22 protein-coding genes and 1 pseudogene are annotated in these 19,526 nt (G+C 59.8%); 8 read left to right on the forward strand and 15 right to left on the reverse strand.

The genetic code is table 11. The features are described 5' to 3' along the window. Positions 1-51 precede the first annotated feature (51 nt). Positions 52-810, forward strand: coding sequence for an SDR family NAD(P)-dependent oxidoreductase (locus PSH90_RS19970; RefSeq protein WP_305381374.1), 759 nt, complete (start codon positions 52-54; stop codon positions 808-810). 61 nt (positions 811-871) lie between these two features. On the opposite strand, the gene PSH90_RS19975 is transcribed toward PSH90_RS19970, so the two are convergent. Continuing rightward, on the reverse strand, positions 872-1,309 hold the full coding sequence (locus PSH90_RS19975; RefSeq protein ID WP_305381376.1) for a multidrug/biocide efflux PACE transporter: 438 nt from the start codon (positions 1,307-1,309) through the stop codon (positions 872-874). Between the two features lie 89 nt (positions 1,310-1,398). On the opposite strand from PSH90_RS19975, the gene PSH90_RS19980 reads away from it, so the two are divergent. Then, positions 1,399-2,253, forward strand: a complete 855-nt coding sequence (locus tag PSH90_RS19980; RefSeq protein WP_236168346.1) for a LysR family transcriptional regulator — start codon at positions 1,399-1,401, stop codon at positions 2,251-2,253. A 107-nt stretch (positions 2,254-2,360) separates the two neighbouring features. Here PSH90_RS19980 and PSH90_RS19985 read toward each other — a convergent pair whose 3' ends face one another. The 3 genes from PSH90_RS19985 to PSH90_RS19995 are packed head-to-tail and all read right to left on the reverse strand — an operon-like array spanning position 2,361 to position 4,393. Beyond that, entirely contained in the window at positions 2,361-3,590 is a 1,230-nt protein-coding gene (locus PSH90_RS19985) for an RNA polymerase sigma factor (RefSeq protein ID WP_305381377.1), read from the reverse strand. Beyond that, positions 3,583-3,927 carry a YciI family protein gene (locus PSH90_RS19990; protein WP_095181502.1) on the reverse strand — a complete coding sequence of 115 codons (345 nt, stop codon included), beginning with the start codon at positions 3,925-3,927 and terminating at the stop codon, positions 3,583-3,585. The genes PSH90_RS19985 and PSH90_RS19990 overlap by 8 nt, the downstream gene beginning before the upstream one ends. A gap of 40 nt (positions 3,928-3,967) precedes the next feature. After that, positions 3,968-4,393 (reverse strand): nuclear transport factor 2 family protein, encoded by a 426-nt coding sequence (locus PSH90_RS19995; RefSeq protein WP_056788004.1) that lies wholly within the window; start codon positions 4,391-4,393, stop codon positions 3,968-3,970. Between the two features lie 142 nt (positions 4,394-4,535). On the opposite strand from PSH90_RS19995, the gene PSH90_RS20000 reads away from it, so the two are divergent. Next, on the forward strand, positions 4,536-5,021 hold the full coding sequence (locus PSH90_RS20000; protein ID WP_236168343.1) for an N-acetyltransferase: 486 nt from the start codon (positions 4,536-4,538) through the stop codon (positions 5,019-5,021). A gap of 142 nt (positions 5,022-5,163) precedes the next feature. Here the strand turns inward: PSH90_RS20000 and PSH90_RS20005 are convergent, their stop codons facing one another. The 3 genes from PSH90_RS20005 to PSH90_RS20015 all read right to left on the reverse strand — a co-directional run bounded on the left by PSH90_RS20005 (position 5,164) and on the right by PSH90_RS20015 (position 6,958). Further along, positions 5,164-5,652 (reverse strand): GNAT family N-acetyltransferase, encoded by a 489-nt coding sequence (locus PSH90_RS20005; protein WP_150741966.1) that lies wholly within the window; start codon positions 5,650-5,652, stop codon positions 5,164-5,166. 88 nt (positions 5,653-5,740) lie between these two features. Continuing rightward, a complete protein-coding gene (locus tag PSH90_RS20010) occupies positions 5,741-6,226 on the reverse strand; it encodes a GyrI-like domain-containing protein (protein WP_236168341.1) in 486 nt (161 codons plus the stop codon). Between the two features lie 69 nt (positions 6,227-6,295). Further along, entirely contained in the window at positions 6,296-6,958 is a 663-nt protein-coding gene (locus PSH90_RS20015) for a LysE family translocator (protein WP_041479200.1), read from the reverse strand. A gap of 138 nt (positions 6,959-7,096) precedes the next feature. Between PSH90_RS20015 and alaC the strand changes: the two genes are divergently transcribed. After that, on the forward strand, positions 7,097-8,314 hold the full coding sequence (gene alaC, locus PSH90_RS20020; RefSeq protein WP_305381379.1) for an alanine transaminase: 1,218 nt from the start codon (positions 7,097-7,099) through the stop codon (positions 8,312-8,314). 179 nt (positions 8,315-8,493) lie between these two features. Here alaC and PSH90_RS20025 read toward each other — a convergent pair whose 3' ends face one another. After that, complete coding sequence (locus tag PSH90_RS20025; protein ID WP_016773551.1) at positions 8,494-9,846, reverse strand: GntP family permease; 1,353 nt, start codon at positions 9,844-9,846, stop codon at positions 8,494-8,496. Between the two features lie 82 nt (positions 9,847-9,928). After that, a complete protein-coding gene (locus PSH90_RS20030) occupies positions 9,929-10,462 on the reverse strand; it encodes a gluconokinase (protein WP_041479197.1) in 534 nt (177 codons plus the stop codon). A 216-nt stretch (positions 10,463-10,678) separates the two neighbouring features. Here PSH90_RS20030 and PSH90_RS20035 point away from each other — a divergent pair, with 216 nt between their 5' ends. After that, positions 10,679-11,710, forward strand: a complete 1,032-nt coding sequence (locus tag PSH90_RS20035; RefSeq protein ID WP_024014046.1) for a LacI family DNA-binding transcriptional regulator — start codon at positions 10,679-10,681, stop codon at positions 11,708-11,710. A gap of 139 nt (positions 11,711-11,849) precedes the next feature. Here PSH90_RS20035 and PSH90_RS20040 read toward each other — a convergent pair whose 3' ends face one another. Beyond that, positions 11,850-12,722, reverse strand: a complete 873-nt coding sequence (locus tag PSH90_RS20040) for a LysR family transcriptional regulator (protein WP_150637513.1) — start codon at positions 12,720-12,722, stop codon at positions 11,850-11,852. Positions 12,723-12,844: 122 nt separating this feature from the next. On the opposite strand from PSH90_RS20040, the gene PSH90_RS20045 reads away from it, so the two are divergent. Both PSH90_RS20045 and PSH90_RS20050 read left to right on the forward strand, forming a co-directional pair. Further along, positions 12,845-13,285 (forward strand): PACE efflux transporter, encoded by a 441-nt coding sequence (locus PSH90_RS20045; protein WP_305381381.1) that lies wholly within the window; start codon positions 12,845-12,847, stop codon positions 13,283-13,285. Between the two features lie 125 nt (positions 13,286-13,410). Then, positions 13,411-14,835, forward strand: coding sequence for an MFS transporter (locus PSH90_RS20050; RefSeq protein WP_258707100.1), 1,425 nt, complete (start codon positions 13,411-13,413; stop codon positions 14,833-14,835). A 135-nt stretch (positions 14,836-14,970) separates the two neighbouring features. Here PSH90_RS20050 and PSH90_RS27595 read toward each other — a convergent pair whose 3' ends face one another. Both PSH90_RS27595 and PSH90_RS27600 read right to left on the reverse strand, forming a co-directional pair. After that, complete coding sequence (locus tag PSH90_RS27595; protein WP_223259141.1) at positions 14,971-15,510, reverse strand: methyl-accepting chemotaxis protein; 540 nt, start codon at positions 15,508-15,510, stop codon at positions 14,971-14,973. Positions 15,511-15,561: 51 nt separating this feature from the next. Then, positions 15,562-16,290: pseudogene (locus PSH90_RS27600) on the reverse strand (PAS domain-containing protein); the annotation flags it as partial. Between the two features lie 719 nt (positions 16,291-17,009). Here PSH90_RS27600 and PSH90_RS20060 point away from each other — a divergent pair. After that, positions 17,010-17,432, forward strand: a complete 423-nt coding sequence (locus tag PSH90_RS20060) for a GNAT family N-acetyltransferase (RefSeq protein ID WP_236168337.1) — start codon at positions 17,010-17,012, stop codon at positions 17,430-17,432. A 115-nt stretch (positions 17,433-17,547) separates the two neighbouring features. On the opposite strand, the gene def is transcribed toward PSH90_RS20060, so the two are convergent. From def to PSH90_RS20075, 3 genes are all read right to left on the reverse strand, one after another. Beyond that, on the reverse strand, positions 17,548-18,087 hold the full coding sequence (gene def / locus PSH90_RS20065; RefSeq protein WP_076563914.1) for a peptide deformylase: 540 nt from the start codon (positions 18,085-18,087) through the stop codon (positions 17,548-17,550). Next, positions 18,084-19,040 (reverse strand): YihY/virulence factor BrkB family protein, encoded by a 957-nt coding sequence (locus PSH90_RS20070; protein WP_041479188.1) that lies wholly within the window; start codon positions 19,038-19,040, stop codon positions 18,084-18,086. The genes def and PSH90_RS20070 overlap by 4 nt, the downstream gene beginning before the upstream one ends. Positions 19,041-19,203: 163 nt before the next feature. Next, positions 19,204-19,395 (reverse strand): CsbD family protein, encoded by a 192-nt coding sequence (locus PSH90_RS20075; RefSeq protein WP_041479186.1) that lies wholly within the window; start codon positions 19,393-19,395, stop codon positions 19,204-19,206. Between the last annotated feature and the right edge of the window lie 131 nt (positions 19,396-19,526).

The raw sequence follows: 19,526 nt of genomic DNA on the forward strand, positions 1-19,526 counted from the left end.
CGGATAAATAAACTTCTTCCATCCCCACTCAACGCAATCGAGGAAGTCAGCATGAACCGCAAAATCGCACTGATCACTGGCGCCAGTCGTGGCCTGGGCCGCAGCGCCGCCCTGCACCTCGCCGCGCAAGGCATCGACATCATCGGCACCTTCAACAGCCGCGCCGACGAGGCCCAGGCGCTGGTCATTGAATTGCAGGCGCTCGGCGCAAAAGCGGCGATGCTGCAGCTGGACGTCGGCCGCAGCGAGCACTTCGCCGCGTTTGCCGCGCAGGTTGAACAGGTATTGGGGCAAACCTTTGAGCGTCAGCGCTTTGATTTCCTGATCAACAATGCCGGGGTCGGCGTGCATGCGCTGTTCAGCGAAACCACCCCGGAGCAGTTCGATCTGCTGATGAACGTGCAGTTGAAAGGACCGTTTTTCCTGACCCAGCAACTGTTGTCGCTGATCAATGACGGTGGGCGCATCGTCAATATCTCCAGCGGCCTGACCCGCTTCAGCCTGCCGGGGTACGGCGCCTATGCGGCGATGAAAGGTGCGATGGAAGTGCTGACGCGATATCAGGCGAAAGAGCTTGGGGCGCGGCAGATTGGCGTGAATATCCTGGCGCCGGGTGCGATTGAAACCGACTTCGGCGGTGGCACGGTGCGCGACAACAGCGCGGTCAACGCGATGGTTGCCAGCAACACTGCGCTGGGTCGTGTGGGGCTGCCGGATGATATTGGCGGCGCATTGGCGCTGCTGCTGTCAGAGGGTGGACAGTGGATCAACGGTCAGCGGGTCGAAGCATCCGGCGGCATGTTTCTCTGACTTTGTGCCCGATGACTCACCTTTGTGGTGAGGAAATTTATCCCCTCACCACAGGTTTACCTCAGCTTTCACATGCGCGGCGGGTCATGAAGCGCTCGCGCAGTACGTCATAACCCCAGTGATAGACATAGGTGTACGGCAGGAAGAACAGCAACACGCCAATGTCGAGCAACAACGCCTGCCACAGGCTGACCGACAGCCACCAGGCAATCAGCGGCACGCCCATCAAGATCAGCCCACCCTCGAACAACAGCGCATGCACTACACGGACCCAGGCGTTGTGCACCAGATTCATCCGCGCCAGAGCACGGTCGAAAAAACGGTTGAACACCACATTCCACGCCAGCGCCAACAGCGCGATCAACACGGTCACCGCGCCCATGTCGAGCAGCGGTTTTTGCATGATCCAGGCGAGCAACGGTGTGCAGATCAGAATCGCGAGAAATTCGAAACCAACCGCCTGCAAAACCCGTTCGGTAATGGACTTGTGGACAGTCATGGCCTGACTCCTTGTTTGACGATGGTTGCCATGATCCAACTGAATACCGATACTTCAAAACCAATAACCATCGATCAAGGCGATAGTTCATGGCTTCGCAGGAAGTGCTGTTGGCATTCGTCCAGGCAGCGACGCAAGGCTCGTTCTCAGCGGCGGCGCGCAAGTTGGGGCGCAGTCAGTCGACCATCAGCGCGGCGGTCGCCAGTCTGGAGATTGATCTGGATTTGCAGCTGTTCGACCGCAGCAGCCGCAAACCAACACTCACTCCCGCCGGCCACGTCATGCTGCAAAAAGCCGAGGCGATTCTGGCCGCCACCAGTCGTCTGGAAATGAGCGCGCGGCAATTAGCGCAGGGCATCGAGCCGAAGCTGACCGTGGCGATTTCCGACACTTATCAGTCGTATCGTTTCGAGGCGGCACTGGTGGGTTTCGAGCAGCGTTATCCGGAGCTTGAGCTGGAGTGCCTGATTGCCGAATGCGAAGACCTGATCGAACTGGTCCAGCGTGGCCGGGCGCATCTGGCCTTCGCGGAAATGCAGGACAGCTACCCGCCGGACCTTGTGACCTCGACGGTGGCCGAGCGCACGGAGATTGCCTTGTTCGTCAGCCGCGAGCATGCGTTGGCGAAGCTTGAGCATGTCGATCAGCAGATTCTCGAGCAACATCGCGAGCTGCGCCTGGCGACCATCGTCAATCCGTATGACAGTCGTGGCAAAGGCCGGGTGTGGTCGGCGCCGAGTTATCTGATGCTGCTGGAAATGGCGGAAAAAGGCTTTGGCTGGGCACCGTTGCCGAGGTGGCTGGTACAGCGCTATGCCAATGACTTGCTGATAGAGCTCGACGTGCGCGGCTGGCCGAAACCGGTGTTTGTCGACGCCTTGTGGTCGCGCTTGTATCCGCCGGGGCCGGCGGGGAGCTGGTTGCTCAGCAAGATGCTCGAATAAGCGGTGCTGCCATTCGCGAGCAGGCTCGCTCCCACACTTGAAATGCGCTCACCTGTGGGAGCGAGCCTGCTCGCGAAAGGGCCAGCCGCACCGACGCAGCTTCCAGATCAACCCAGGTCCCTCAGTCGCCCCTCGATAAACCGCCGCTCCGGCTCCTGCCGCGTCAGCTCCAGCGCCCGCTGATACGCTGCCCGCGCCTGCTCCACTCGGCCCAATTGCCGGCAAAACTCCGCCCGCGCCGAATGCGCCAAGTGGTAATCCTGCAACTCGCCCCGCGCCAGAATCCCTTCGATCACCAACAACCCGGCCAACGCCCCATCCCGCTTGGCCACCGCCACCGCGCGGTTCAGCTCGATCACCGGCGACGGCACTGCACGCAGCAAGACGTCGTACAGACCGACAATCTGCTCCCAGTCCGTTTCCGCCGCCGACGGCGCTTCCGCATGCACCGCTGCAATCGCCGCTTGCAGGCAATATGGCCCGAAGCGTCGCGTACTCAGCGCGCGCTCGACCAGCGCGCAGCCTTCAGCCATCAACCCGGCATCCCACAACGAGCGATCCTGATCGTCGAGCAATACCAGTTCACCGCTCGGCGAGGTTCGTGCCGGTCGACGTGATTCGTGCAGCAGCATCAGCGCCAGCAGCCCCATGACTTCCGGCTCAGGCAGCAACTCCATCAACAGGCGCCCGAGGCGAATCGCTTCGCGCGTCAGGTCCTCGCGGGTCAGCTCAGTGCCGACCGATACCGAATAACCCTCGTTGAACACCAGATAAATCACCCGCAACACGCTGTCCAGGCGCTCGGGCAATTCGTTCAGCGTGGGTACTTGATAAGGGATTTTCGCGTCGCGGATCTTCGCTTTCGCGCGGACGATACGCTGGGCAATCGCCGCAGGCGCCGAGAGAAAAGCGCGGGCGATTTCCTCGGTGGTGAGGTCGCAGACTTCGCGCAAGGTCAGCGGCACCTGCGCATCCGCCGCCAGTGCCGGGTGGCAGCAGGTGAAGATCAGCCGCAAGCGATCGTCTTCCACGTCTTCGCCACTCCAGTCAGCCTGTTCCAGCTCATCGAGCTGTGCCAGCAGCAACGGTTGCGACGCCTTGAACCGCGCGCGCCGGCGCAGCACATCGATGGCTTTGAAACGTCCGGTCGAGACCAGCCAGGTACGCGGGTTGTCCGGCACGCCGTCGCGCTGCCAGCGCTCGACCGCGACGAAGAACGCCTCGTGCAAGGCTTCTTCGGCGAGGTCGAAATCACCGAGCAGGCGGATCAGCGTGGCCAGAATCCGCCGCGAATCCTCGCGGTAGACCTGCTCGACCCGCGCCCTGACGTCAGACATTCAACTGCCGCACCGGGCGCACTTCAACGCTGCCCACCCGCGCTGCCGGAATATTGCCGGCGACCTGGATCGCTTCGTTGAGATCCTTGGCATCGATCAGGTAGAAACCGGCCAGTTGCTCCTTGGTTTCAGCGAAAGGCCCATCGGTGATCGACAACTTGCCGTTGCGCATTCTCACGGTAGTCGCAGTCTGCACCGACTCCAGCGCTTCGGCGGCGATCATCCGCCCGCTGCCCTGAATCGACTCGGCGTAGGCCCAGCATTCGGCGTCCTCCGGGCTGTCGGGCGAGGTGTGCAGCAGGCGTTCATCGCTGTAGACCAGGCATAGGTATTTCATGGCGATCTCCTGATTCGAACGGATCAACTATGGCTGAAGATCAGGGCTGCACATCGAACAGCGTCGCGCCGCTCATCGGATCGAACGGTGCCGACCAGTGTTCGTGGGCAATCTTCCACGCCCCGCCGATTTGCCGGTAACAGGCGGTGACACGCATCCAGCAACTCTGGGTTTCGCCTTTGTCATTGGTGCCGCCGCAGTTGGCTACCCAATGGGCGAAAGCGATGTTGTCGGCACTTTCGATGGCGATTTCGTGGAACTCGAAGATGTGCGGGCCGGGGCACATTTCCATGCACTCGACCCAGTGCGCGCGGTACGCCGCTTTGCCTTTGAATTGCAGGGCCTTGATCGCATCGAACGAGACGATGTCGTCGGCGTACAGGGCCATGACTTTCTCGACGTCCTTGGCCATTACCGCTTCGCGATAGGTGTTGATCAGAGTCTGGATCTCGCTTTGTGCGCTCATGGTGTTCTCCGTGGTTTTTGTTGTGAAGACACCCTTAGTCGTTTGCCCAATGCGCGGATCGACAGGGCAAACAAAAAAATTTCGCCGACGACAATCTCGCTAGAATCCGAGGCTCACTCTTTGTAGGAAAAAGGAAATTCCCGTGTCAGCCCAACTCGTGCCTTACGACAGCCTCAGCCCTTTGCAGCGTCAGCAAGTCGAGGCCATTGAAATCCACCCCGAGCAGATCAGATTCTCCGGCGACATCCACGGTGCCTTGCACACCCTGCTGTCGAAACCCGGCCCCGGCGTAAAGGGTTTTGCCCTCCTGGCGGACGACGTACCGGTAGCGTTTCTGCTGCTCAAGCGCCCGCCGGTGTTGCCCGACTGGGCCGACGAACACAGCGCCACGTTGCATGCGCTGCAGGTCGATCGCCGAGCACAGGGCAAGGGTTACGGCAAGGCTTGCCTGCAAGCGCTGCCCGCTGTCGCCCGTGAAGCATGGCCGGAAATCAAAGGACTGGAATTGTCGGTGGACGCTGATAACGAGGCGGCGATTGCGCTGTACGCCAAGCATGGCTATGTCGACAGCGGCGAGGCGTACAAGGGCCGGATCGGTTACGAGCGGCGGATGGGGCTGTTCTTCTGAGTATCCCCTGATCGTTCCCACGCTCCGCGTGGGAACGCCTCTTTGTGACGTTCTGCGTCACGGTTTTGGGACGCGGAGCGTCCCCGGCTGCATTACCACGCGGAGCGTGGGAACGATCAGGCAGTTTCGATAGGTGTTGGCTTCAGAGGGTCAGGATCATCTCGTGCCACGCCATGCCGCCGTGGTCGGACTCCGACGGTTTGATGTAAGCAAAGCCAAACCCGGCGTACAACGCAATGTGTTGCTCTTTGCACATCAGATGAATTGTCGCTTTGTCCATCGCACGCATGCGTTCGATGAATTCGCCGAGCAGGCGCTTGGCCAGGCCCTGCCCTTGGTAATCCGGGTGCACCACCACCGACATGATCACCACGTTCGGCCCTTTCGGGTCGTGGCCGATCAGCTCCTTGAAGGCCTCGTCGGACATCTGCACGTCGAACGCCGCGCCGGAATTGATGAAACCGGCGACCACGCCGTCCACCTCGGCGACGATGAAGCCGTCCGGCCAGGTGGCGATGCGCGTGGCGATCTTTTCGCGGGTAGCAGCTTCGTCGCCTTCATAGGCGTCGGTTTCGATGGCGTAGCAGCGGTCGAGGTCGGCGGCGCTGACGTTGCGGATCACGGTGTTCATGGCAGCTCAAAAATCTGTGGAAACAAGGCCCGCCAGCATAAAGCAGAACCACCGGGGCGGACATGCTCCGCCTCGATTGTTACACCGCTCAGGCCTTGATCGGCAGCCAGATTTCCAGGGTGCCGGTATTGAGCTTCGGGTTGAAATCCTCGCTATAGCGCTCGAATTCCGGGGCATCCGCCGCTTCGTGGCCGGACTGCGGCAGCCAGGTGTTCCAGATGTACTGGAAGGTGTCGGGGAGTTGCGCCAGTGGCCCTTTGTGCTCGAACACTGCGTACTGCTGCGGTTGGATTTCAACCCAGCGATACTTCTCCGGCAGGTCGTCGAGCTTGTCGATCTGCACCCCGGCGATGTATTCGAAACCGCCCTCGCCGTCCGCGTTGCAGCAAACGCCGTAGGTCACTTCATTGACTTGCGCGGGGATTTTTCCCAAGTGCGGGATCAGTTTTTTCCACAACGCGGGAATGTTGTCGGTGGTCCCCTGAGTGAATCGCCCGCCGAAACCGGCAATCAGCAGAAATTGCCCGTGTTCGAAGCGCGGCCCAGCCAATTCGACGCGTGGTTGTTCATCCATGACGCGACTCCTCAGAACGCAAAAGTGGGTTCGGCTGGGAGTATAGAAAGCCCGATCCGTTTCGCACGTTTACAGCGCATGCAACTGCTCGACGGCGCCCGAGCCGACAAACTCGTTGTACCCGGAAACGATCACGTAGACCGCGAAATAGCAGAAGATCGCCGCCGATGCCAGATAGGAGTAGCGCAAAAGCTTGTCGCCCAGCAGCTTGCCGCCGTGGCTTGCCGCGAAGCACAGACCGGCCGACCACAGCAGCCCGGCGCAGAGAAAGCCGCCCAAAAACAGCGCCGAACTCAACGGACCACCGCCACCGGATCGCGCAATCAATGTGCCGCCGACCGCAGCAAACCAGAGAATCGCACTCGGCGACGACATCGCGAGGAAGATGCCGCGAAAGAATTCCTTGCGATGGGAGTTCTGCCCCACTTCCGCCGTTTCCGCCAGCAACGCTTCGTGGTGGATCGCCGAATAAATCATCTTCGCCGCGAAGTAGATCAGCAGCGCCGAACCGCCAATCCACAGGACCCAGCGCACGGTTTCGTATTGCAGCAAAACGGTCATGCCGGCCAAGGCCAGCACCGCGTAAATCAGGTCGCCGACGCAGGTGCCCAGGCCCAGAGCGAAGCCCTGAAAGTAGCCGCGCTGCATGGCCAGGGTGATCATCGCGATGTTGGCTACGCCGATATCCAGGCACAGCGAAAGGCTCAGCAAGAAGCCGCTGGTGAATTCCATTGACCGATTTTCCTTGAAAAAAATGTTTACAACCGCGCTGGACAGTATGCCATCACTGCCCTTATCTTCCGCCACAGGTCACCGCAGTGACCAGCGTCGCTCGGACGGTTCCGGGCGCTTACGTTATCCGAGGCAACAATGGCCGAACAAGGTTCGCCGCGCCGCTTTGCGCGCATAGATCGACTCCCCCCTTACGTGTTCAACATCACCGCCGAGCTGAAGATGGCCGCTCGCCGCCGTGGTGAAGACATCATCGACCTGAGCATGGGTAATCCCGACGGCGCCACGCCGCCGCACATTGTCGAAAAACTCGTGCAGGTCGCCCAGCGTGAAGACACCCACGGTTACTCGACGTCCAAGGGCATTCCGCGCCTGCGCCGGGCGATTTCCAACTGGTACAAGCAGCGCTACGAAGTCGATATCGACCCGGAAAGCGAAGCCATTGTCACCATCGGTTCCAAGGAAGGCCTGGCGCATTTGATGCTGGCGACCCTGGATCAGGGCGACACCGTGCTGGTGCCGAACCCGAGCTATCCGATCCACATTTACGGCGCAGTGATTGCCGGCGCTCAGGTGCGTTCGGTGCCGCTGGTGCCGGGGGTGGACTTCTTCGATGAGCTGGAGCGGGCCATTCGCGGCTCGATCCCCAAGCCGAAAATGATGATCCTCGGTTTCCCGTCCAATCCGACCGCGCAGTGCGTGGAGCTGGATTTCTTCGAACGGGTGATCGCGCTCGCCAAGCAGTACGACGTTTTGGTCATCCACGATCTGGCTTACGCCGACATCGTCTACGACGGCTGGAAAGCCCCGTCGATCATGCAGGTGCCAGGGGCCAAGGACATTGCGGTGGAGTTTTTCACCCTGTCCAAGAGCTACAACATGGCCGGCTGGCGCATTGGTTTCATGGTCGGCAACCCGGAACTGGTCAGCGCCCTGGCGCGGATCAAGAGCTACCACGACTACGGCACGTTCACCCCGCTGCAAGTGGCGGCGATTGCCGCGCTGGAAGGCGATCAACAGTGCGTGCGCGACATCGCCGAGCAGTATCGTCAGCGGCGCAACGTGCTGGTCAAGGGCCTGCATGAGCTGGGCTGGATGGTCGAGAATCCGAAAGCGTCGATGTATGTCTGGGCGAAGATTCCCGAGGCGTATGCGCATCTGGGTTCGCTGGAGTTCGCCAAGAAACTGCTGGCCGAGGCCAAGGTCTGCGTCTCGCCGGGTGTTGGCTTTGGTGAGTACGGCGATGATCACGTGCGCTTCGCCCTGATCGAAAATCAGGACCGCATTCGTCAGGCCGTGCGCGGGATTCGCGGGATGTTCCGCGCGGATGGCCTCAATCCGAAATCTCCTGCCTGACACCTGCCCCCTGTGGGAGCGAGCCTGCTCGCGAAAGCGGTGGGTCAGTCAGCATATTGGCTGGCTGACCTGGCCCCTTCGCGAGCAGGCTCGCTCCCACATTGGTTTTGGGTGAACCACGAAATCCACCCACAAAAAAACCGCATCATTGCGGTTTTTTTGTGCCTGCAAACTGCCGCTTAAACGAACAGCGACAACAGCAGGATAAAGCCCAGGCCCACTACCGACAGAATGGTTTCCATCGCGGTCCAGGTCTTGAAGGTTTCGGCCACGGTCATGTTGAAGTACTGCTTGACCAGCCAGAAACCGGCGTCGTTGACGTGGGACAGGATCAGCGAACCGGCGCCGGTGGCCAGCACCAGCAGCTCACGGTTGACGCCCGGAATCATGCCGACAACCGGCACCACAATGCCGGCGCCAGTGATGGTCGCCACGGTCGCCGAACCGGTTGCAATACGGATCACCGCCGCCACCAGCCAGGCCAGCAGGATCGGCGAGATCTGCGCGCTGACCGCCATGTGGCCGATCACGTCACCCACGCCACTGGTCACCAGCATCTGCTTGAAGCCACCGCCCGCACCAATGATCAGAATGATCGCAGCGGTAGGCGCCAGGCTTGCGTCGAGCCATTTGAGCATCTGGTTGGAACCGATGCCCTGCTTGTAGCCGAAGGTGTACAGCGACAGCAGCAGCGCCAGCAGCAGTGCGGAGATCGGGTGGCCGATCATGTCCATCCAGATGCGGAAGAAGTTGCCGTCCGGCAGCGCTACGTCAGCGAAGGTTTTCAGCAGCATCAGGAACACCGGCAACAGCACGGTGACCAGAGTGATGCTGAAGCTCGGCAGGTTGGCCGAATCGTTTTCGCGGGCCAGTTGATCGACCAGCTCCTGATTCGGGTGGCCAGGAATGTGCTTGGCGATGAAGGTACCGAAGATCGGACCGGCAATGATGGCGGTCGGCAGCGCGACGATCAGACCGTACAGAATGGTCTTGCCGATGTCAGCGCCGAACACGCCGATGGCCAGCAGCGGGCCCGGGTGCGGCGGTACCAGACCGTGCACCGCAGAGAGGCCGGCGAGCAGCGGGATACCGATCTTGATGATCGATACGCCAGTGCGGCGCGCGACGATGAACACCAGCGGAATCAGCAGCACGAAGCCGATTTCGAAGAACAGCGGAATGCCCACCAGGAACGCAGCGAACATCATCGCCCACTGCACCTTGTCCTTGCCGAAGGCGCGGATCAGGGTCTGGGCGATCTGATCGGCGCCGCCGGATTCGGCCATCATTTTGCCGAGCATGGTGCCGAGGGCGAGGATGATGCCGACAAAACCGAGCACGCCACCGAAGCCGTCCTGGAACGCCTTGATGATGGTATTGATCGGCATGCCGGAAGTCAGGCCGAGGAAGGCGGCGGCGATGGTCAGGGCGATAAAAGGGTGAATCTTGAATTTGGTGATCAGGATAATCAGGCCGATTACCGTGACCACTGCATCGAGCAGCAGGAACGTCTCGTGGGACATGCCGAACATGGGGGGTGTCTCCTGGATTGTTGTTGTTATTAAAGCGGGTTGAACAGAAGTCGGGAGGACAGCGCTGTCTTTTTCAACATGCTCATATCGCCTGTTTCAGGCCGTTGGCCTGCCACCAGACGTGAGCCTGCAGGGCCAGCTCTTCAACGCTGTGAATCGAGGCATTGAGCGGCAGAGTCAGCGGCTCGCCCTTGGGCGATTCGAGGGTGGCGAACTGGCTTTCGATCAACGTCGCCGGCATGAAGTGGCCCGGGCGGTGCGATACGCGCTCGGCGGCGACTTCCGGAGTCAATTCAAGAAACACGAAACCCAGGCCCGGCAAGGCACTGCGCAGACGTTCGCGGTAACTGTGTTTAAGGGCCGAGCAGGTCAACACCGGGCGCTGGCCTTGGGCATCGACGCGACGCAGTTCATCGCACAGGCTGTCGAGCCAGCCGGCGCGGTCTTCGTCGTTCAGGGGGATCCCCGCGCTCATCTTTTCGATGTTCGCGGCCGGATGAAAAGTATCGCCTTCAATGGCAGTGGCGCCGCTCAAATGGCACAGGGCCTGGCTGACGCACGTCTTGCCGCAACCGGCAACGCCCATGATGACCAGGGCGGTGATGGGATGACTCATATAACACCTCAGCGCGCAGACAGCGCTACCTTTGCTAGCTATGACTCTAGTGCACAGGCAGAAGTTGCCGACGCCTTCTTGTCGTTTTTTTGGGTTGCAGCAGGTTTGTTCCCGACGCCAAAGAGCACAGATCAGGCAGGACCGCGCTCACGCATTTGCAGCTGCATCAGGACAGCGCTACCTTAGTGCCTTGATTTTTGTTTGGCAAGCCGCCCGATGACCTCCCCCAAGAACGATAAAAATACCCGCACCACCGGCCGTCCGACCCTCAACGAAGTAGCCCGCCTGGCCGGCGTCAGCCCGATCACTGCCTCGCGCGCCTTGCGCGGGGTAAGCACGGTGGCCACCGAACTGGTGGAAAAAGTGCAGAAAGCTGCGCTTGAACTCAACTATGTGGTCAACCCCGCCGCCCGCGCACTGGCCTCGGCGCAGAGCCATTCGGTGGTGGTGCTGGTGCCGTCACTGTCCAACCTGCTGTTCATCGACACGCTGGAAGCCATTCATCGGGTGCTGACGCCCAAAGGCTTCGAAGTGCTGATCGGCAACTTCCACTATTCGCGCGATGAAGAAGAAAACCTGCTGCGCAATTACATGGCCTATCAGCCGCGCGGCTTTTTGCTGACCGGGTTTGATCGCACGGAAAGTTCGCGGCGGATGATCGAGGCCAGCAACATTCCTTGCGTGTACATGATGGAGCTGGACAGTGCTGCCGGAGTCAATTGCGTGGGTTTTTCACAATTGAGCGCGGGCGAAACTGCCGCCGAACATCTCCTGTCTCGTGGACGCAAGCGTCTGGCGTACATCGGCGCGCAGTTGGACCAGCGCACCCTGCTGCGCGGTGAGGGTTTCCGCAAGGCGTTGCAGAAGGCAGGCCGTTACGACCCGGATCTGGAAGTGCTGACACCGCGTGCTTCGTCTGTGGGTCTGGGTGGCGAGTTGTTTTTGCAATTGCTGGCGGCGCATCCCGATGTTGATGCGATTTTCTTCGGCAACGACGACTTGGCCCAGGGTGCGCTGCTGGAAGCGTTGCGTAACGGCATCAAGATTCCCGAGCAGGTGGCGATCCTCGGTTTCAATGATTTGCCGATGTCCGAACACATGGTGCCGCGCCTGAGCAGCATCAACACCCCGCGCGAGGCGATCGGCCGGCGCGCGGCGGAGCAGATGCTCACGTTAATGGCGGGCAACAAAGTGGCGCGGCCGGTGGAGGATATGGGGTTTGAGCTGAAGGTGCGCGAGAGTACCTGACCCTTCACAAATGCTGAATTGAAACACAACCCTTGTGGGAGCGAGCCTGCTCGCGAAAGCGGTGGGTCAGTCAGCATTGATACAGCTGACACGACGCCTTCGCGAGCAGGCCCGCTCCCACAGGGGATCTCTACCAAACTCAATGGCTGAGCAGGTCGACCAACGCCTGGGCGCCCTTCTGCAAGGGCTGGCTCTTGAGCCACACCGCATGCACCGGCAGCACCAAGCCATTTTCGATGTTGCGAAAATTCAGCCGCTTCAAGCGTCCCGCGTCCAGCCAAGGCTGCACCACCGACAGCGGAAAATTCCCCCAGCCCAATCCCGCTTCAACCATTTCCATCGCCGTCTCGAGATTGTCCGTACGCCAGTAGGATTCAGCCACCAATGGCCGCGTTTCGCTGATCGGCAAGTCGCGGCTGGCGACGATGATCTGCCGCACCTGCACCAGATCTTCGAGAAACACATCCCGCCCCTGCAACAACGGGCTGTCCGCCGCCAGCGTCGCGATCATGCGTTCGCTGCCGACAAACTGAAACCGCTCCAGCGCATTGACGCTTAACCCGGCAAACGCCAGACACACGCTGACCCGGCCAGTGTGCAACATCGCCAGCACATCATCCTGTGGCGCAGTCAGCACTTCGATATCGAGCAACGGATGCCGCTCGGCAATCACCTTGATCGCTGCCAGCAAGCGGCGCCGATCCATGTCCGCAACCACGCCAATCGACAACCTGCTTTCCAGCCCCAGCGACAGCTCCACCGCGTGCACCTGCAGCTGCTTGAGCTGCTCGGCGATCAGTCGCGCGTGGGGCACCAACGACTGCGCCATCGCCGTCGGTTGCGGCTCGCGATGACTGCGGTCGAACAGCGGGTAACCGAGTTCCGCTTCAAGATTGGCAATGCCCATGCTCACCGCGGAGGGCACCTTGCCCAACTGCCGCGCGGCAGCGGAGAACGAGCCGCGTTCGATCACCGCGAGAAATAATTCGATGCTGTCGCTGCTGAAATTCAAATGCCTCACCTATCAATAAAACTGAAAGCTACCGACTTTTTCTGTCAGGTCTATTGAAGCTATCTTTCGCCGCCTTCGCCAGCCCTGCTGGCCAACATTCGGCAAGAAAGAGGCAAATCTGCATGCAAGGCGTGAAACGCAAACTGTTCTACGTGTCGCTCTACGAAGTGATTGGGATGACCTTCTCGGCCCTCGGTCTGGCACTGTTATCGGGCACGTCGCCGGGCAGCACCGGGCCGCTGGCGGTGATCATCACCAGTATCGCCGTGACCTGGAATTTCATTTACACCTCGTTGTTCGAGCGCTGGGAAAGTCGCCAGATCTCGCGCACCCGTACGGTCAAACGGCGCATCGCCCACGCCGTCGGCTTTCAACTGACGCTGATCGTGTTTCTGATTCCGTTGATCGCGTGGTGGATGAACATCAGTCTGGTGCAGGCGTTCCTGCTGGATCTGGCACTGATCATTTTCATCCCGTGCTACACCTTCGTGTTCAACTGGCTGTTCGACCGGATCTTCGGCCTGCCGAACTGGGCGCTGCCGGATTCTGCCGCGGCGGCATAAATCGCTAATTCGTAAGCAGATATTGCGAGAAATCAGCGGTTTGACCGGGTAAACCGCTGATATTCACAATCCATCAATTCCGATAGCAGGCTAAGCTTTTCCATCAATAAAAAATGGATCAGCTTATGACTGCTCACGCTTCCGCCGCCGCGCACATCGACGGCATCGACCCGGTACGCGCCGCCGAGATTTCCGCCCGCATCGACCGTCTGCCCGCCGTCGCCACCATCTGGCGCCTGGTGGCGCTGCTGTCGATCGGTGGATTTTTCGAACTCTACGATCTGTTCCAGACCGCCTACATCAGTCCCGGGCTGATTCGCGACGGCCTGTTCGCCACTGGCAGTCAGGGGGTGTTCGGCTTCTCCGATCAGGCGGCGTTTGCCTCGGCGACGTTCCTCGGCCTGTTCCTCGGCGCCAGTCTGCTCAGTCCGTTGGCGGATCGCTTCGGTCGCCGGGCAATCTTCACCTTCGCGCTGATCTGGTACACGGTGGCGACAGTCCTGATGGGGATTCAGACCTCAGCGCTGGGCATCATCGGCATGCGTTTTCTGGTCGGCATCGGCTTGGGTATCGAATTGGTGACGATCGATGCCTACCTCTCGGAACTGGTCCCTAAACGCATGCGCAGCTCGGCGTTCGCCTTTGCGTTTTTCGTGCAGTTCCTCTCGGTGCCGGCGGTGGCCTTGATGTCGTGGTGGCTGGTGCCGCAAGCGCCGTTCGGGGTGTCCGGCTGGCGTTGGGTGGTGCTGGCCAGCGCGGTGTTTGCGCTGTTTATCTGGTGGCTGCGCAAGCGTCTGCCGGAATCGCCGCGCTGGCTGGCGCAACACGGTCGCTTCGATGAGGCCAATCGGATCCTCGACCATCTCGAAGCGCGCTGCGCCAAGGATTACGGCAAAGCGCTGGATGCGCCGGAACCGGTGCCGGTCGATGTCGAAGGCAAGGGCCGTTTCGCCGATATCTGGCAGCCGCCCTACCGCCGCCGCGCGTTGATGCTGATCGTTTTTCATATCTTTCAGGCGATCGGTTTCTTCGGTTTCGGCAACTGGTTGCCGGCGCTGCTTTCAGGCCAGGGCGTAAGCGTCACCCACAGTTTGATGTACGCCTTCATCATCACCCTCGCCTACCCGCTCGGGCCGTTGCTGTTTGTGAAGTTCGCCAACCGTTTCGAGAACAAATGGCAAATCGTCGGCTCGGCGCTCGGCGCGATGACCTTCGGCACCCTGTTCGCCCTGCAGACCAGCGCCTTCGGGCTGATTTTCTGCGGGGTGATGATCACCTTCTGCAACGCCTGGCTGAGCTTCAGTTATCACTCCTATCAAAGCGAGCTGTTCCCGACCAACATCCGCGCCCGCGCGGTCGGGTTCTGCTATTCGTTCAGTCGCTTGTCGACGGTGTTCAGCAGTCTGCTGATCGGCATGTTCCTGGATAATTTCGGCACGCCGGGGGTACTGGCGTTCATCGTCAGCAGCATGCTGATCGTGATGCTGACCATCGGCTGGTTCGGCCCGCGTACGCGTAATCTGGCGCTGGAGAACATTGCGCATCGCTGACGGCCTACACAGGACTCACCTGTGGGAGCGAGCCTGCTCGCGAAGGCGTCGTGTCAGAAAGGCATGTGCTGGCTGACATAACGCTTTCGCGAGCAGGCTCGCTCCCACATTGGTTATTGGTGACGTTGAAACAGCTCAGTTCAATTGCAGGGTTTCATTGAACTGACTGATCGCATCCACCACATGCCGCGAGCCTTGCTGAATCTCGAGGATCACCTCGCCCGCCTCGTTCGCCAGCTCCACGCCCAACCCGGTTCGGCTCAGACTCGACTGCATGCTCGACACTGCGCTCAGCGACAGGTCGTGGTTCTTGCGCACCACGTCGACAATTTCCAGAGTGGCCTGACTGGTCCGCGCGGCGAGGCTGCGTACCTCATCGGCGACGACGGCAAAACCGCGTCCATGCTCACCGGCACGCGCGGCTTCGATCGCGGCGTTGAGCGCCAGCAAGTTGGTCTGATCGGCAATGCCGCGAATGGTCTGGACGATGGTGCCGATGATGTCCGACTGTTTGCTGACCGCATCGATGCTCACCGCCGCTTCGTTCAGATCGCGGGAAATGTCCTGAATGATCTGCACGGTCTGCTGCACGACTTGTGAGCCTTTTTGCGCGCAGGCGTCGTTTTGTACCGAGGTGCTGTGGGCCGATTCCGCAGCGTTTTGCAGGGTGGTCATCTGCTTGGTGATGTCACTGGCGAACTTGACCACTTTGTACAAGCGGCCCTTGGCGTCGAACAGCGGGTTATACGAAGCCTCCAGATAAACCATCTGCCCGGACTTGTTCTTGCGCTCGAAACGGTGCGAGTGATATTCGCCGCGATTGAGCGAAGCCCAGAACGCCTTGTACTGCGCGGATTCGGCTTCGGCGCGATGACAGAACAGGCTGTGGTGCTGGCCGACAATTTCAGGGTGCGCGTACTGCATGGTTTGCAGGAAGTTGTCGTTGGCGCGGATGACATGGCCTTCGGGGGTAAACTCGATCACCGCCATGGAACGGCCGATCGCCGCGAGCATGGCTTCTTCTTCATGTTCTTTGTTGATGCGTGCGGTGATGTCCGCCGCAACCTTGATGACACTTCTGACCTGTTTGTCGGGACCGAATACCGGCATGTAACTGGCTTCAAGCCAGATTTCCCGGCCACTCTTGTTCAGACGCAGGAAAGTACCGCTGAGCGGTTCACCACGGGCCAGGTCGCGCCACAACTTCGCGTAGTCCTCGCTGCGATAAAAGCTTTCTTCGCAAAAGATCCGATGGTGTTTGCCGCGCACTTCATCGGCGCTGTAGCCCATGGTCTTGCAGAAGTTCTCGTTGGCGTCGAGAACGATGCCGTCCGGAGTGAACTCGATCATCGCCATCGAGCGGCTGATCGCTTCGATTTTCGCGTTGGCCTCAGTCAGCGCACAGCTGAAGCGCTCGATTTCCCGCAGGTCAGCCTTGTGATGTAGGTTGAACATGGTTGTATCACCTTCCGCGCGTTCTTTTGATTTGATGAAAGTTCAGGTCTTGCAAGATCCATCACTACGTTCCACAGAACAGGCACACGCCTTCCCCCACGGGAGGAAGTTGTCAGGTGATAAATGATGATCAATCGGATGCGTCGTGCAGCGACGCTCTGATCAAGACATCCTTTTCTTGATAGCCCGCATGCGGGCCAGCCCTAACGCGTAGAAGAACTTCCATTTAAGTGACGCTCCTTGTTGGTTCAGTGTTGGTGCCTTGAATTGCGCACTCTGGCAGCATGAATCACGGACCAACCTGTGCCGTCGGCCTGGTGGCATGACGGTCGACATGGTTAGTTACCTGCAAGCATAGCCAGCCGAACGCCGGGCGCAAGGCCACTAGTCGGCCAGTATCTGGCATTTTTTGCACAAGAAACGGTTCAGCGCGGGAAACAGTGTGGTGAAAACGGACGTTTTCGCCAGCGAGGCGGGAGCCCGTGAACCGGGCTTCCGCATGGTTTGATCAATGGCCGAAAATATCGACCTTCTTGGCTTTCTTCTCCGCGCGTTTTTCAATCGCGGTCTTGGCCGGCTTCTTCTTCGCGGCTTTCTTTGAATCCATACCTTTGGACATGATCGGTACTCCACTCACAGGGGTGTGAGTTCAGGTATACACCTATCCCGAAGCGCGCGTTCTTTTATAATCGGCGCTTTTCGCAGCGACAGCCCGAACCATGTCTGACATCCACTACAGCCAGCTCGACGAATCGTTGTGGCCGCTGATGAACAAGTTCTACCGCCGCCACCAATCGTCGATGAAAGCCGTGCGCGAGGCGCAGTTGTGGGTGGCAAGGCGCGGCGAGATCGTCGCGGCGCTGTGTCTGCGGCCAGTCTCGGGCGGACACTGGCTGACGGGGTTGTTTGTTGATCCGCTGTATCGGGAACAAGGTGTCGCTGCGCAGTTGATCGCAGCGGCGGTTGCCCAGGTGGACGAGCCGGTGTGGCTGTTTTGCCATCCGGATTTGCGCGGGTTTTATGAGCGACGCGGGTTCAGCTTCGATCCGCCGCTGCCGCAGGCGATGGCCGAGCGGTTGAGCCGGTACGCGCGGAGCAAGCCGATGATTGCGATGGGACTCAATCCCGCAGATTTACGCTGAAACCCTGTGGGAGCGAGCCTGCTCGCGAATGCGGTGTGTCAGCGCCGAATTTGGTTCTGATACTCCGCGTTCGCGAGCAGGCTCGCTCCCACAGGGGTTGATGGTGTTCTGACAATCAGTCGTCAGCGTTGGGATCAAGATCCGGAAACAGCACTTCGGTAAAGCCGAACTTGCTGAAATCGGTAATCCGCGACGGATACAGCCGGCCGATCAGGTGATCGCATTCATGCTGCACCACCCGTGCATGAAACCCCGAGGCCACTCGCACAATCGGCTCGCCCTTCGGATCAAAGCCTTCGTAGCGAATCTGCTGATAACGCTCCACCGCGCCGCGCAGGCCCGGCACCGACAGACAACCTTCGAAGCCCTCTTCCATCAACGGATTCAACGGCGTGATCAGCGGGTTGATCAGGATCGTCTGCGGCACTGCTTCAGCATCCGGGTAACGCTCGCTGTGTTCGAAGCCGAAGATCACCAGTTGCAGGTCGACGCCGATCTGCGGCGCCGCGAGGCCAACGCCGCCGACGCTTTCCATGGTCTGGAACATGTCATCGATCAGTTGCCAGAGCTCGGCGCTGTTGAACATTTCCGGTGGTACCGGCGCGGCGATGCGCAGCAGGCGCTCGTCACCCATTTTCAGAATTTCACGAATCATGGTCGCGCTTCATCAGTGTCCGGCTTGAGCGAATGATCGCGCCCCAGGCCCGAGACGTGTTGTTTGGGGGATTCGTCAGGCTCGCCAGGGGCTTTTTCGCCCTTTTCCTTGCCTTCGGCGGACATGTGCTCGATCACTGCATTCATCTCCGCGCCGAGCAACAGGACTGCGGAGGAAATGTAGAAATACAGCAAGAGCACGATGATCGCCCCGATGCTGCCATACATCGCGTTGTAGTTGGCGAAGGTTTTCACGTAGAAGGCAAAACCCAGCGAGGCGAGGATCCACACCACCACAGCCAGCACCGAACCTGGGGTGATAAAACGGAATTCCTGTTTGACGTCGGGCATCACGTAATAGATCAGCGCCACCGCGACCATCATCAGAATCACGATCACCGGCCAGCGGGCGATCGTCCACACCGTGACGATGAAGTATTCCAGTCCCACTTGTGCGGCAATCCAGCCCATCACCTGTGGCCCGAGCACCATCAGCGCAGCGGCGATCAAGAGCATGCCGGCGATGCCGACGGTGTAGACGATCGACAACGGGAAACGCTTCCAGATCGGCCGGCCTTCAACCACGTCGTAGGCGGCATTCATTGCGCTCATCATCAGGCGCACGCCGGCTGACGCGGTGTACAGCGCGATCACGATACCGATGGACAGCAGGCCACCCTTGGATTGCTGCAACTGGTCGATCACCGGGTTGACCTGCTCCAGTGCCTGCGGTGGCAGCACCAGTTCAGATTGCAGACGCAGCCAGGAAAAGAAGTCCGGCAGGTGCAGGAAACCGATCAGGGCAATCAGGAAAAGAATGAACGGAAACAGCGAGAACAGCATCTGGTAGGCCAGCGCCGAGGCGTAGGTCGACATTTCGTCATCGACGAACTCAGTGACCGTGCGCACCATCACCCGGTGCAGGGGCAGACCTTTCATGTCCGGAAATATCATTCGCGTCTCCTTGCGCCGCAAAAGGTTGAAGTCGTGGCGACTCAGGGGCCGTTTTTTACCTCAAGGTAGCCTACTTGGCGATCCTTCGGCGGATAACCGCAGGGTTCTGATACAAAAACGGCCATCCTTGGATGGCCGCTCGTGTGATTCGTTCAAGGCTCGCTTACGCCTTGTCGACGCCTTTTTTCACAGCGTCCTTGGCGTTGCCAACCGCTTGCTGGGCTTCGCCTTTTTTCTCTTGAACCTTGCCTTCGGCGCGCAGCTTGTCGTTGTCAGTGACCTTGCCGACGCCTTGCTTGACGTTACCGACGGCTTCGTTGGCCATGCCTTTTACTTTATCGCCTGTGCTACTCATGGTGTTTCTCCGTGATGCATATAGGGAAGAAAAGTCATTACGTAACGATTGACCGGTGCGCTTTGCGCCGAGTTTCATTTATTTTGCCGGCATTTCGTCGTGGCGCGCAGGTTGCGCTTTATGTTTGCCGG

The sequence above is a fragment of the Pseudomonas sp. FP1762 genome (genome assembly GCF_030687105.1).
Classification (GTDB): domain Bacteria; phylum Pseudomonadota; class Gammaproteobacteria; order Pseudomonadales; family Pseudomonadaceae; genus Aquipseudomonas; species Aquipseudomonas siliginis.